General features: G+C 39.9%; 9 protein-coding genes, 1 pseudogene and 1 riboswitch. Of the genes and pseudogenes, 3 read left to right on the forward strand and 7 right to left on the reverse strand.

All coding sequences use genetic code 11. The features are described 5' to 3' along the window. Positions 1–33 precede the first annotated feature (33 nt). The gene (locus tag J2X07_RS12040; protein ID WP_310258950.1) at positions 34–948 is read left to right on the forward strand and encodes a DMT family transporter; all 915 of its coding nucleotides are present in this window, start codon (positions 34–36) and stop codon (positions 946–948) included. Positions 949–1,238: 290 nt separating this feature from the next. On the opposite strand, the gene J2X07_RS12045 is transcribed toward J2X07_RS12040, so the two are convergent. Then, entirely contained in the window at positions 1,239–2,255 is a 1,017-nt protein-coding gene (locus J2X07_RS12045; protein WP_310258951.1) for a MoeB/ThiF family adenylyltransferase, read from the reverse strand. Positions 2,256–2,371: 116 nt separating this feature from the next. Between J2X07_RS12045 and J2X07_RS12050 the strand changes: the two genes are divergently transcribed. Continuing rightward, a complete protein-coding gene (locus J2X07_RS12050; protein WP_310258952.1) occupies positions 2,372–2,641 on the forward strand; it encodes a hypothetical protein in 270 nt (89 codons plus the stop codon). A gap of 165 nt (positions 2,642–2,806) precedes the next feature. Here J2X07_RS12050 and J2X07_RS12055 read toward each other — a convergent pair whose 3' ends face one another. Beyond that, positions 2,807–7,156 (reverse strand): alpha-amylase family glycosyl hydrolase, encoded by a 4,350-nt coding sequence (locus J2X07_RS12055; RefSeq protein WP_310258953.1) that lies wholly within the window; start codon positions 7,154–7,156, stop codon positions 2,807–2,809. 266 nt (positions 7,157–7,422) lie between these two features. Continuing rightward, a riboswitch (cyclic di-GMP riboswitch) is annotated at positions 7,423–7,509 on the forward strand. 76 nt (positions 7,510–7,585) lie between these two features. Between J2X07_RS12055 and J2X07_RS12060 the strand changes: the two genes are divergently transcribed. Then, positions 7,586–8,848 (forward strand): DUF5667 domain-containing protein, encoded by a 1,263-nt coding sequence (locus J2X07_RS12060; RefSeq protein ID WP_310258954.1) that lies wholly within the window; start codon positions 7,586–7,588, stop codon positions 8,846–8,848. A gap of 308 nt (positions 8,849–9,156) precedes the next feature. Here the strand turns inward: J2X07_RS12060 and J2X07_RS12065 are convergent, their stop codons facing one another. The 5 genes and pseudogenes from J2X07_RS12065 to J2X07_RS12085 all read right to left on the reverse strand — a co-directional run bounded on the left by J2X07_RS12065 (position 9,157) and on the right by J2X07_RS12085 (position 14,142). Further along, positions 9,157–9,306: a hypothetical protein gene (locus J2X07_RS12065; protein WP_310258955.1), complete on the reverse strand. Its 150-nt coding sequence runs from the start codon at positions 9,304–9,306 to the stop codon at positions 9,157–9,159. Positions 9,307–9,485: 179 nt separating this feature from the next. Next, complete coding sequence (locus J2X07_RS12070; protein ID WP_310258956.1) at positions 9,486–10,778, reverse strand: extracellular solute-binding protein; 1,293 nt, start codon at positions 10,776–10,778, stop codon at positions 9,486–9,488. Between the two features lie 15 nt (positions 10,779–10,793). Then, the gene (locus J2X07_RS12075; RefSeq protein ID WP_310259052.1) at positions 10,794–11,879 is read right to left on the reverse strand and encodes a helix-turn-helix transcriptional regulator; all 1,086 of its coding nucleotides are present in this window, start codon (positions 11,877–11,879) and stop codon (positions 10,794–10,796) included. 126 nt (positions 11,880–12,005) lie between these two features. Then, positions 12,006–12,239 (reverse strand): annotated as a pseudogene (locus J2X07_RS12080) (response regulator); the annotation flags it as partial. A gap of 97 nt (positions 12,240–12,336) precedes the next feature. After that, complete coding sequence (locus J2X07_RS12085) at positions 12,337–14,142, reverse strand: sensor histidine kinase (RefSeq protein WP_310258957.1); 1,806 nt, start codon at positions 14,140–14,142, stop codon at positions 12,337–12,339. Between the last annotated feature and the right edge of the window lie 19 nt (positions 14,143–14,161).

Raw genomic sequence — 14,161 nt, forward strand, 5'->3', positions numbered from 1 at the left:
GAAATAGAGATGCTGAAGAAAGAAGATGACAGAATGAAAGCCTACCAGACCTACATTATTTTGGTGCTCGTCATGATTGCTTGGGGATTAAACGTCACAGCAACGAAAATCCTCGTTACAAATTTTTTACCGCTCACCATCACAGGGATCCGTGTTTTAACCGCTGGATTAAGCGTACTACTTCTTTTGGCGCTTATAAAAAAAGTCCGCAAGCTGACCCGCAAAGAATTTTTTTATGTTTTTCTCGCATCTCTTTTTAACGTCGTTGCGCATCACTACTTTTTATCGATCGGTTTAACGGGAACATCCGCTACACACGGTGGGTTGATTTTGGGGTTGTCGCCGATTCTTACGACTATTTTTGCTATTATTTTTTTAGGAACACCTTTAACCTTATTGAGAACGATTGGTCTTCTTCTAGGATTTTCGGGTGCCGCGCTTATCGTCCTGCAGGGCGGTGCTCTTACTGGTTTTGCTTTCGGTGATGGATACCTCTTCCTTTCCGCTTTAGTTCAGGCGATCAGCTTCATTCTGATAAAAAGAGTTTCACATACGCTCGATCCACGCTTGATGACTGGCTACATGCTTGTGATCGGATCTCTATTCATCATCGTAATCAGCTTTTTCAAAGAGCCAGGAGGATATGCCGAACTCGCTTCAGCTACACCGAGTATTTGGCTCATTTTCTTAGGTTCAGCCGTTATCGCAACAGCGATGGGACATATGATGTACAACGATGCAATGGGAAAAATCGGAGCTGCTGAAGCATCGATTTTTATCAACCTTAATCCGTTTTTCGCGCTTATCGGAGCTGCTTTATTCTTAAACGAGACAATCCGCTTCAATCACATATTAGGATTTTTGTTGATTATATCAGGAGTTCTATTAGGATCAGGAGCCATTGAGGAATTTCGAAACAGAAGAATACGGAGAAGGGATGCGGCTTAAGCTGAGGCTAACCTGATGATTTTCAGGTTAGCTTTTTATTTTGTCTTTCCCAAATGGACACCTTTGTTGCGGATGACATTTTTGTTTATAGACATGCTATTTTGGTTTGTTAGAGTCGATTTATTGTCTGAAAGAGCCCTTTTTTTGTCTGAAGAAGTCATGTTTTTGTTTGTAAACGTTCTTCTTTACTATAGTCTGTTTTCCTCAAAAGGAATCCGCATACCGGCTTCTCTGCGCCTCGAGGAAAGCGAGCATTCTGAAACGGAAATTAACTATTTCTAATAGCAACATTATCCTAAATACCTATGATAAAGCGTTTTGGCTTCTGATGTACTTTTTGTGCCGTGAATTAACGCGCGTCCGTCTTTAAATAAAACCATTCGGTGCGATCCGCTCTCAAACGCTAGTAAATACGGATTCCGCTGAACTTTTCCTTGTGTGAGCAACAAATTTTCAACCTGTGCCAAGTCGATCTCTCTTCCCACTGATGGTCTGATTTGCACAGTATCCCTACCGCATAACACAGCGGCTTTCAACTCAGATGATTTTTCCAAATAAGGATAGCTGGCATTCACGCCGCATGATGGACAATCTGCTTTTTTCGCCTTGTCCATATTCATTTTCATCTGCTGGTTATTCCACAAATCAAAATTCACGATACCTTTCCTGACAGCACCAAAGTCTTCCACTAAAATCTTCAGAGCTTCTGCTGTTTGATAGGCCACTACCATTTGAACGGCTGGTGCAATAATTCCTGCTGTGTCACACGTTTGTCCGTTGGCCGGAATTTTATCAATGATGCAGTTCAGACACGGCCCCTCTCCAGGTAAGATCGTATAACTGACACCGTAACTGCCGACACACGCACCGTATATCCACGGGATATCGTACTTTTGCGCCAAGTCATTGATCATGAGTCGTGTTTCAAAATTATCGGTCGCATCGAGAATCAAATCGATCCCTGAGATGAGTTCCTCCGCTTCTTCAATACCGAAATCCATCACTTGTGCTTCAATTTCCACCTCGGAATTGATTTGGGAAAGCCTGTTCTTGGCGGCTACTACTTTTGGCAGATGGTTCTCAGCGTCCTGTTCCGTATATAACTGCTGGCGCTGCAGGTTTGTCCAGTCGACATAATCTCTGTCTACTATTACGATTCTTTTCACACCAGCTCGAGTTAAAGCTTCTGCACTAGCCGCACCCAATGCTCCAGCTCCTACGATCAATACGCTTTTTTGACTTATTTTCAATTGCCCCTCTTTGCCGATCGGGCTAAATAATTCTTGTCTTGAATATCTCTCGTTCACTTGGCACTCAACCCTTCTTAGGACTGCTTTCTTCCATTCTATCAGTGAATGAAGTCTGATATCCAGCAAAATGGGGAATACCATATGTGTAGAACTTTCATTTAGGAGCTGTTAGCATGCGCTATTTTATTAACGTAAATAAAAGTGTTGAAGAAGAGTATGCGAGGATGTTTGTTCATGATTCTCGTAAAAACAAAGAGAATGAAGATGAGCTGGAAGTCGTAAACAACCTCGATGAACAGGATGTAGGAAAACCGTACATCTTCCCAAAAAGCTTTCTGCTGGAAGTGTCGGAAGAAGACTATGAAAAATATGCCGAAGCGAAAATCACTCACCGTGACACAAAACCTGTTACGGATTTGATTTTAGACAAATATAAGGGGTAAGGGTTGATCCACTTTTGGATTAACCCTCTTTTTTTTTAGATGATACGTGTTGAACATACCTAGATAGATGAAAAACGGTTCGTACGTTTAATAGGTATTTTGACATTTCTTGATCGGGCAAAAGAAAAATGCCCCGAAACCTCGAGGCACCTTTCCTTCTCACATTTAGTTCTTATTAATCGTCATGACGATATCCTTCGTGTTCTTTCCAATCGCACCGCCATCGTTTTTAAAGATGGTGGTTTTGTTTTCATCGGAAGGCTCGATGTGGATGTTGATCTTATTCTCGCCATTTTGCAGGTTCACAGTGTGTGAGAATGTCATGTCAGCGTTAATGGTGACAGACTGACCATTGATCGTCATCACGCCCTCTTTGATTGCGTTCCCTTTTAGCGTAATTGTGTCAGATGTTACAGTTTGTCCGTCTGTATGTGATGTCACAACGACCGGCATGTCGATCCAGCGCAGAATTTTATCTTGGACTGTCATTTCGTTGCCGCCTTGGTTCGTGACAACAAAACTTAAGTCAGTCCCTTGCGCTCCGTAGCCGTAGAAACTTATGTCATCATCATTTGCATTGCTTGGAGTATGATCAGATAGACCTTCCTGATCCCACGAACTGTTCTTCGTGTACTTGTATGTGATGACTTCCCCTTCTTGTGCTTCAAATGTGTATTCATAATCGTTTGTTACCGCACCGCCGCGCGTCATTTTCCACGCACCTGTGTTCCAGCCGTTTTTGCTGCCAGGCATTGTGATGTCAACGCCTTGTGGAGTGTATGCTGGTGCGTTTACTTTCATCGTTACTTTTACCATCACTAAGTCAGGTGTGACATTAACAGCGTTCGACTTCACGCTGTTTCCAGCTTTATCATAAATGTGCACTTCGTAAGAGTATGTTTTTCCGTTTGTGACGTTTCGATCTTTATAGGTTGTGGCATTCGTGTCCAGGAGTTGATCAATCACTTCTCCGTCACGGACAATGGTGAACAAATACGGCTCGTTCGCTCCATCCACAGACCACTTCAAGTTCACTTGTCCTGATTCTTGCGCAGGCTTTTCGAGTGTCACCGCTTTTGCCGGTAGAGTCGTATCGCTTCCTTTTGTGAATGTTACTGAATTTGTTTCGCTCGTTACCCAAGTTCTGCCGAGATCTGTTGTAAAGGCGTATCGGTATTGATACGTACCTTCTTCAAAAGGCAGGAATGAGCTGCTGAACTGGTTGGATTGTCCGTTTTGTGCGGTATAGCTTGCTTTATGTGATGTCCATGCGGTTTTACCTGGCTCCTTCACTTGAAGCTCTGCTTTTAGTCCTTCAGCTTGATCGGTTTCGGTTTCACCTTTTATAAAAAGATCAGCCGATACGATTTGCGTTTTCGAAAGATCAATCACTCCATTTTCAAGCTTTGTCACATTCGTAATTTCATAGTTTCCTGTTTTCAATTCCACGTGAGGAATGGCTGCTGTTTTTAATTCTGTTTTACTAGATTCATTGTTGTATTTATCGACTGCAACAACGGCGAAATAGTATTTGCGTCCGTTATCAAGACCGTCGATTTTTACAGAGCTTCGATTTGTTTCCGTTACTTTTTTATAAAAAGCGCCTGAAATCGTCGTTTGGTAAACAGCATAGTGTTTGGAGTTTCCTTGCCATGTTAACGACACCGAATGACTGCTTTCTGTTGCTTTCATATGTTTCACAGCTTTTGGATGCTTAAAATTTTGCCCTTTGTCTGTAACGAGCATGCGTCCGCTCATTGCTGGAACTGTAATTGATAGCTTTCCATCTTTTACAGCTGCTTTGTATTTTTTGTTCAGTTGATCGGTTAATTTTACGTTGTTTACGATCAGCTTCTTCACATCAAGCTCCACCGTTTTCTCTTCGTTCCCACGATTTGTGATTACGATCGCCGCATTCTTTTTATCTGTACGCGAATAGGCTAGTACATCGTTTTCTGCGTAAAGGTGGTTCAATTCACCATAACTGAACAAATCATGATAGTCAGTTCGTACTTTTCCGATGGTCTGATAGTGTTTCACAAGCTCTTTATCTTCATGGCCCCATGGATAAACTCTGCGGTCATCTGGATCTTTAGAGCCTGTTACGCCTGCTTCATCTCCGTAATAAACCGTCGGAGCACCTGCATACCCCATCTGTAAAATGCTTGCTAGCATTAAACGCTTCTTGCCAAGTTCAGGATTGTAATTCGGATCCAGTTCCGCGCGCTCATAAGAATCGGTTCCGTTACCCAGTACGAATGCTGCACGCGGTGTATCGTGTGAACCCATTAAGTTCATCAATGCGTAAAAAGCTTCTTGCGGATAGTCTTCAAATACAGCGTTCAGCTGATTTTCGGCACCTTTTGCATTGCCGTTTTTCAGGTAATCAATCATCGCACCTCTGAAACGGTAGTTCATAACCGAGTCGTAAAGATCGCCAAGGAAGTATTCTGACGCATCATCCCAAATTTCGCCAAGGATCAGCGGTTCTTCTTTTTTCCCTGTTTTCAGCTCGTTTCTGAATTCTCTCCAAAACTCTGTATCTACTTCATTCGCTACATCTAGCCTCCAGCCGGATGCACCGCGGTCGAGCCACGATTTTGCGACTGAGTCTTTTTTGTACATGATGTAGTCTGCGAATGATTGGTTGTTCAGCTCAGAATCATAGTCAACAGCTTTTCCTGGAACCGATTTGATCTCAGGAAGAGAGTCAAAGCCCCACCATGCTTGGTATTTATAAACACCGTCCACTTTTTTGTTTTCGATGTTAAACCAGTTTTCAAAACCGTACGGACTGAATTTCTGTCCAGCCTTCACCAGATTTTCTTCCGTTTTCTTTTTAGCTTGTGCTTCTGTTAAGCCTTGATTGTTCATAAGGTCGTAGATGCTCGACCAATATTCATAAGCACCAACCGTATCGTACTTGCCGTAGCGGTCAAAATAGATGGAATCATCCCCGACGTGGTTGAACACACCGTCCAGGATAAGGTGCATCTTGCGCTTTTTTAGTTCCATTGTAAAAGCTTTAAATTCTTCTGGTGATCCGAACATCGGATCGATTGCTTTGTAATCCGTTGCATCGTATTTATGGTTCGATGATGCATTGGCGATCGGGTTCAAATAGAGCGTGTTTATGCCAAGTGACTGAATGTAGTCTAGCTTTTTCTGTATACCCGCAATGTCCCCGCCAAAAAAGTCGTTCGACCAGATCAAGTCGCCATCATAGCCTTCGTTCTCAGCCAGTCTCGGGTTATCCGGAAGCTTGTTCCAATCTCTGTGCTCGATTGGTTCTGTTCCGCGAGCTGTCGTTTTGGCAGCATCGTTCTTTTTGTTGCCGTTGAAAAAGCGGTCAGGGAAGATTTGATAAACGACCGATTCCTTCATCCAATCCGGTGTTTTGTATGCCGGATCATAGACTGTCATTTGGAAAAGGCCTGCATTCGTATCGCTCGTTGCTCCTTTTCCGCCTTCTTGCGTGTCTTCTCCATATTCTTTAATTGCATCTCCATCGCGTGCTTCAAACTTGTAGCCGTAGACGCCTTTTTCAGCTGGCGTTACAGTCGCTTCCCAAAGCTCGACTTCTTCGCCGTTTACCGTTGTCCATCCGGCATTCTCCATCTCTTTTACAGTCGTGCTTCCTGAATTGTAGTTTCTGAGGTAAAGCTTTGCTCCTGTCAGGTCGCCTTTTTTAGATTGCAGGCGAAGTTTTACGTCTTGACCTGCTTTAATTGCTCCAAATGGTGCACGATACGCTTCATTCCACGTATCATGGTAGAGCTTGTCCCCTTTTAAACTGCCGTCCGGGAGACCTGCATCATAATCAGTGTACACTTCTTTCGTGTCATGGTTGTAGAAGAATGTGATCGTCGCATCTTTTACAACGTTCAGGGCAAAATTGTTCCCAGGATAAGCTGGCGCATTCCAGTTGTTGCCGAGAACGATCTTGAATTCGTACTTTCCTTTAGGAACTTGTGTTGTATATGTGTAAATGTTGTCTGTATCTTCATCTTTTAAAAACGCATTGGATTCGCCAGGCGACCATTCCCCACCCGCACCAATTGCAGGCTGAATGCTCCCGACAATACGAGGCGCTTGTTCTACTGGAAGTGGTTCTGGAATCGAAACTTTGTGCGTCGAGTAATCATACACAAACGTCACTTCTTTCTCGGAATCGACTGTGAGTTTATAATTGTCGCCACCCGCTTTTCCATCCACTCCATAGTTCTCATCCCAAGAGCCGTTGATGGCAATTTTGTATTCATAGTTTCCTGCAGGCAGCTTTCCTTTAAGCTTATACTTTCCGTTCGGCTGCAGTTCCATTTTTGTTTTTGCCTCTGCGGGGTTCCAGTCTCCTGAACCACCCAGTTCTGATTGCAGATCGCCGACAAGTGTCACCGTTCTTTCAGCTGCTGTTGTTTTCAATGGATGTATAAGTACCGTTGATGCAAACGTTTGCAAAATCAGCGTAAAAAGTAAAAACCATGAAATTGATTGAAATGATCTTCTTTTCCTCACAAAAATCCTCCTTTTGAGTTGAACAATATAGGAGAAAGCGTTTGCACAAACCTATAAATGACAGCGCTTCCACTTTCTTTATTATGCCACGTTTTCTTTTTCTGGAAAATATGACTTTCGGCTGAGATTTAAAATTTTTAATAGGCAGCAATTACCATAAAAGAAGGAAAACTTTATAAACTAATTCTTCAAAATAGGAAAACGGTTACTTGTTCGACATATTTTTACAGTTTAAAGTAAATTGAATACATTTTATTTGGAACTTAAAAAGATAAAGGCAAACCTATGGAAACATAGCGACGCAAAGCTAAAGGGGCTTCCGCATACTTGTGCAATGCCAGCCAGCTGCCGTTTTTCCCGGAGCACACTCCGCCAACGGCACAAGTGTGTCTTTTTAATTTCAGTCTAATTGAGAAAGGGAGAAAAAAAGTGAAGAAGATTTTGAGTTCATTATTAGCAATAGGATTAGCAACAACATCGTTCGGACCAGCCGTTTTCGCGAACACAAATGGAACGACAACTACAGAAAAACAGACAGATGAAACAGAAATAAACGACACAGTTGATACACCATCAACTGAAACAGCAGAAGAAAATACACCAGATGATGTGACAACAGAAGAGCCAGCAGAGGAAACGCCAACCGAAGAGGCTCCCGATTTAATTCCTGGAGATTTCTTTTATTTTGTAAAAATCATGATGGAAAAAATCCAGCTGGCAATGACGACCGATGATATGGACCAAGCTAAACTATTGGCAAACTTTGCTGCCGAACGTATTAAAGAAGCAAACGTCCTTATAAAGGAAGGAAGCATTGATGATGCTGCCAAGCTTTTAGAGGAAGCAATCACACAGCAAAAAGAAGCAGTGAAAAAAGAGGAAGAAGCAAAAGACACAGATTCTGAATCAGCAGATTCCGAAACAACAGATTCAGAAGCAACGACAAGTGATGAAGCTGCTGATGAGAATACATCTGATGATAAAGCATCAACAGATGATAAAGAAGCTGCTGCAATCAATGGAGAAACAGCCCCAGAAGAAAACGAAGAACCCGCTACTGAATTAGAGAAGAAATTCTTCCAAAACATCGTTTCGCTAATGGCTGCACTTGAAAAAATCGATAATCCAAAAGCCCAAGAATCGTTATCTAAGAACATTGCAAAAGCTTTTGGAAAACTTGAGAAAAAAATCGCTAAGCATGAAATGAAACAAAATAAAAAAGTTGAAGAAGAAGATCAAGATAAAGAAGATCAATCATCTACAGACGTCCCAACAACAACTGAAACACCTGATACACCTGAAACAAAAGATTCAGAAGATCCTGTAGTTACGGAGCCGGCTAATGAAGTGGATGAAAAAGATGAAGTACAAGCACCAGCAATCGCTGTTCCTGTGAAAAAAGTGACAGATCAAAAAGACAAAAACGTTTATCCAGTAAAAGATGAACCCAAAAAGCCTGAAATTAAAAAAGAACAGCCGAAAAAGATTCAACCAAAGATCGAAAAACCCCAAAAAATAGAGACTCCTCAACAGCGTAAAGATAGAGATGAGCGCGGTGAAAAGAATCATGAAAATAAAGACAGAGATAAACATGATCCCAACGAAAATCATGATCAAACCAACGATGATCATCAAAAAAATAAAGAAAATCATGATAAAAAAGGCAAAGAACACGGCAGAAAAGATAAATAATGAGATTGTTTTAGCGACTCGATAGTGGATTAAGCCACTTTCGGGTCGTTTTTTGTTTTTGGATGTCTTTTGAAGCGATCATTTTTAATTAATTCCACGTTCACGCTCAATATTTCAACGTTAATTCGTATTCCCACGTTATTTTCGATTTAACCACGAGTCGACAAAATTGGAATGCCGCAGCCCATGCACAACTCATCCTAAACTCTCTCTAAACTAAAAACCGGGTCCTCTCTGATAGGTAGAGGCCCGGCATTTGTATTATCTTATTAAGATGAGTGCTCAGATATGATTAAAATAGGTGTTCCTTAATTGGTTGAATTATCTTCGTCTTGACTCTGACTTTGTTCAGTGTTTGATTTGTCGTCTTTTTTGTTGTCGTCCTGATTGCCGCATGCAGTAATTAACATAATTGCCATAAGAGATGCTCCGATTTTCGCCAAAAAGATTTTACTCATTTTTCACTGCTCCCTTCGGATGTTTTATTATGATTTAAATGCATGAGTTCTGGGATTTGTCTGTCCCTTGCTCATAATATATCACCAAAAAACACCGAAAAGACTGAATTTACCAAGTCCTAACGAAGGCTTTACAATTCCTGCATAATGTTAAAATACGCTTAACAAATACCCGAAAATCATTCATCTCTTAACAGTCGATCCATTTTTTTTGCTGCTTCATTTAATGTTGTTTGAACATCTTCATCGCGATAAATTATCGCTTCCATCGCTTTCGTATATATATTTTCCATACGGGACCAGTTTTTCACAGGCGGTCGTAAACGTGCATTTCCCAACCCATCGACGTACGCTTTAATATAAGGTGTTTTTAGTACAGCAGAAGAATTGGCGGCTTCTTTATTAGCTGGGAGAATACCTGATTTAAACATATGCTGCTGAACCTTTTCGTTTGTCATCCATTTCATAAACGTCCATGCTGCATCTTTTTGTTTTGTCCCTTTCATCATAACCAAATTTTCCCCGCCGAGAATCGAACCTTTCCCTTCCTTATCTAGCGGAAAGCGAAAAGGAATTGTCACGTTCATGAGCTGATCGACAGTGTAATAGGAAGTCGATAAAACACTATAAAACCACGGACCTTCTTCTGTCATGAAAGCGTGTCCCTCTAAAATAGCGTTCCACGTATCAACTGACCCTGATGAAAAATTTTGAGGGAGTAATCCTTTATTTTTCCAACTTTTAATTGTTGAGACCGCTTTAATACTTTCAGGACTGTTAAAATACCCATTTGTTTGAGTATAGTCGCTATTCGTCAGCATTCCTCCGAGACCCCAAAAATAAGGAAGGCTGTCCCACGCATTTAAACCTTTCATTCCAATAAAACTGTTTCCCTTAATTCGCTCAGTCAGTTGTAAAAATTCTTCCATCGTTTCTGGGGGAGAATTCACTCCTTCGAGTTGCAGCGATATACGATTATAAATTGCAGCTTTCGTTGTGAGATTCACCGGAAGTCCATAATAAAGACCATCATAAAAATTTGTTTCGAGCGCATTGGGATATAACGTTCTTTTTTTATCGGTAAAACCCTTAAAATTATCTAAAGGTACTAAAAGACCAAGGTACGCAAATTCAGGTACCCAAGCAATGTCCATCCTTACTACATCTGGAGCCTGATGAGAAGAACCCTTTGAAATAAGAGCTGTCTTTAAATGATCATTGTATGGCTGCCTGACCGATACAATTTTTATATTAGGATGCTCTTTTTGAAAAAGAGGTATGAGTTCTTCTTCAAATACCCTTGTTTCTTCATCACTATAAGTGTGCCAATAAACAACTTCTGCAACCTTGTTTACTTTTTTCAGTGACGAAACAGTTTTTTTGTTTGATATGATTTGATCAGAACAACCGTTTAAAAGCAGGGCTAAACAAATATAAAGAAATATCCTTACCACTTTTGTTTGTTTAACCATACTCTCACCATCTCCTTAGTCGACGTTCAAAAGTTCTTTTTCCCTATATTCGATTGGGCTTGATCCTATAAGTTTCTTGAATAATTTGCTGAAATATTTCACATCGTTAAAACCAGATTTATGAGCGACTTCATACACTTTTAATGAGGTAGTCGATAACAGTTCTTTTGCTTTTTTTATTCTTAGTGAGATTACATAATCTAAAAAATTTTGATTCATGTATTTTTTAAACAAAATACTAAAATAGTTTTTGCTTATAAATGTGTAGTCCGCTATTTTTTGCAGTGTAATTTCTGATGTGTAATTATGCTGTATGTAATGTATCGCTTTCTCCATGATCTGCTGATGATTTGTCAGGGAATCAAATGCTATATACTGCTCTGTTTCCCATTCAACTACCGTTTTTGTTAATACATCTTTTAGTTCTAACATTGTTTCTGTATTTGCAAGTTCGTCGACTTTTTGAACGAGTAAAGAGATATCAACTTTTCTTTGAGAGCGAATACTCAATAATTCTCCTGCCTCACGTTTTACCAGCTCTGGAGATTTTGTTCCTTTTTCCCACTCACTTATCCATTCCTCTTGTACGAAATTCATTTTGGAATCATCGCTTTTGCTGACTGCTTCTTTTAATAAAAGAGAAAAATCTTTTTTGTTTTCTTTATAGTCTTGAAACTTGTTTTTATAAGGATAAATTTCAGTACTTTTATAAAAATAATGATAGTCACATGCCTCTTTTGCCTGGTTAAAGCATGTTTGAAACTTACTCATTGAATCTCCTATTTGAAATCCGAATGATAAGCTTATTCCAGTTTCACTTTCCAGTGAACTCTTTATATCGTGGAGCTGTGACTTATTTTCACTCGATTTCGGTACTACAAGAACAACATCTGCGTTATATAAAGAAAACATGACACCTTTATCAAAAAGGCGATAGTAAGATTCAACTACTTCTTCTGCCTTAATACTTAAGTAAAGAAATCCATTATTCTCTTCCAAATCCTTTTTGTGCCGAATCGTTCCATAACAAATCGTGTACGGTTCAGGAAAACAAGTATTCCATTCGTCTGAATCCCATTCGTACTCTTTTGCGGCCAACATCTGCTTTAGTTTTTGTTCAAGCTCTTTTCGATGATATCCTTTCAGTTTTTGCTTATGATCATTCAGATCCTGCTGAATTCTTTGTTCTTGTTCAATTAATAATGTACATTTTTTTAAAAGGTTCAATAAATCTTCAGGCTCTAATGTTGGTTTTAACAAATAATCGACCGCACCAAGTTTGAGACCTTCTCTTACATAGTCAAAGTCACTGTAACTGCTTACAAAAATGATTTTTATTGAAGGATGGATATCTAAAGCTTGCCTTGCCAGCTCTATTCCATCCATAATCGGCATTTTGATATCGGTAATTAATATATCTGGAAACTGCTCGTTAAAGCGTTCTAGGGCTTCTTTTCCATTCGCGTAAGCTCCCGATAATTCAAAGTGCTCACTTTCTCATGGTATTGATGCCTTTAATCCATTTCGTATTACGGGCTCATCATCAACAATCATAACTTTATACATACTTTTCGCCCTCCTTATTAGGATAGAGAAGCAAAGTAATTTTAGTTCCCATACCTTCTTCGCTCTCAATCAGCATTTCAGATTTTTGGGAGTAATATAAGTTAATGCTTTCATATACGTGCGCCAATCCTATTCCTACAAAGCCATTTTGAATAGAATCCTCCATATCTTTTACTAGCTTTAATTGTGATGGATCAAACCCTTTCCCGTTATCGGAAATTGTAAATTTTACTGCATCGCCTCTTTCTTCTGCTTTTATTACAATCATGCCTTCTTTTTCGGTTGGTACAATACCATGAAAAATAGCATTTTCAACAATCGGCTGCAGCAGCATCCTCGGTATAGTGAAATGACGGATCTTTTCATCGACCTCCGTTGTTAAGTGAAATTCCCGGTCATATCTTATCTGTAAGATGACTAAATATTTTTCTATAATATCTAATTCTTCCTCGACTGAGATGAAATTTCCTTTCTTACCCATATTGGCATCTAATAGTCTTGTTAAGGCTGTAATTGCTTCATTAGCTTTGTCGTTCTGCTTAAATTGGATCAGCCATTTAATCGTACTGAGTGTGTTGAACAAGAAATGAGGGTTAATTCTATGTTTTATTGCTCTCAGCTCAGCTTGCTGCTTTTTACTTCGTTCATCTTTTACAGTTTCCATCAGATGTTCAACTCTGATAATCATCTTATTGAATTGTTCGCTCATGACGCCAATCTCATCAAAGGAAAACACATTGGTTCTTGCTTTTAAGTTTCCTTTTCCCACACTTTTCATCTGGTTCGTCAGCAGTTTGATCGGCCGTGTTATTTTTCTTGCTATATAAAGACCTACCAGAATAGCAGCAATGGTTAATGCAATTGAAGAAAGAAGTACAAGTTGGTGCATCTTGTCCATCTCGTCTGTAATTTCGTGGATTGGTACAGTACCAACAATGAGCCATCCGTTGCTAAGCGGCTGCTTAACACCATAATAATCCGTGTGGGTATGAACATATTCAAACTCTGTTTTGTTTTCTTCTATGACTGCATGATACAAATCTGTATTTGTTAGTTTTGTTCCTACCTTAGAGAGGTCAGGGTGAATCATAATTTCACCTTGTTCATTCACTACAAAAAATTTACCCGTCTTGCCGAGTTTTAATTGATTAATTTTGGATAAGATATTTTTTCCGTCTAGATTCACTAAACAATACCCAATATTATTTAATGTTTGAAAATCTTTCAATACCCGGCCAACAGGGAGAACCAGTTCGGTGTTGCTGCCTCCTCCGCTATACTTATCTTTCTGAAGCCCCATCCAAACAAGCTCACCCTCTTTATCTTGTGCTTCCTTCAGCCATTGGAGGTCATTTTTTCTTTCGTTATTCCACTTATAGAAGGAAAATGTCCCGCTCCCCCAGCTCGTATTTTCTTCTTTTAATACATAGATAATCTTGACAAAAGAACTGGAAAAAACATAGTTGTTTAGCTTATCAGTCAAATTTTTGTTGTTTTCTTGCCTTTCTAAACCCTTTACGTCCGGATCGCTATCCATTTTTACGATTTGCTGCAGAGATGGGTCTCCATAGATTAAATCAGAGGTATCACTGCCTATAGTGAAAATGTAAGAGAGGGTGTTTGCTGCTTGTTTCGTAATTTGAAGCGATGATTCGCGGACGTTTTGTTTAATGATGGAAGAAGATGAGTTGTAATATAAAAAACTAAGAAAAAAGGCTGGAATTAAAATGACGACAAGGAATGCTGCGATTAACTTAACAGCAATACTTTGTTTTTGCCACGTTTGATGAATCATCATTCCAGCCCCTCTGTTTATA

Origin of the sequence: Fictibacillus barbaricus (genome assembly GCF_031457135.1) — a bacterium.
Classification (GTDB): domain Bacteria; phylum Bacillota; class Bacilli; order Bacillales; family Fictibacillaceae; genus Fictibacillus; species Fictibacillus barbaricus_A.

Excerpts from the sequence above, each read along its gene's own strand:
- J2X07_RS12050 (WP_310258952.1), top strand. The coding sequence starts at position 2,372 with ATGCGCTATTTTATTAACGTAAATAAAAGTGTTGAAGAAGAGTATGCG.
- J2X07_RS12075 (WP_310259052.1), bottom strand. The coding sequence starts at position 11,879 with ATGTTGGCCGCAAAAGAGTACGAATGGGATTCAGACGAATGGAATACT.
- J2X07_RS12085 (WP_310258957.1), bottom strand. The coding sequence starts at position 14,142 with ATGATGATTCATCAAACGTGGCAAAAACAAAGTATTGCTGTTAAGTTA.
- J2X07_RS12065 (WP_310258955.1), bottom strand. The coding sequence starts at position 9,306 with ATGAGTAAAATCTTTTTGGCGAAAATCGGAGCATCTCTTATGGCAATT.
- J2X07_RS12070 (WP_310258956.1), bottom strand. The coding sequence starts at position 10,778 with ATGGTTAAACAAACAAAAGTGGTAAGGATATTTCTTTATATTTGTTTA.
- J2X07_RS12040 (WP_310258950.1), top strand. The coding sequence starts at position 34 with ATGAAAGCCTACCAGACCTACATTATTTTGGTGCTCGTCATGATTGCT.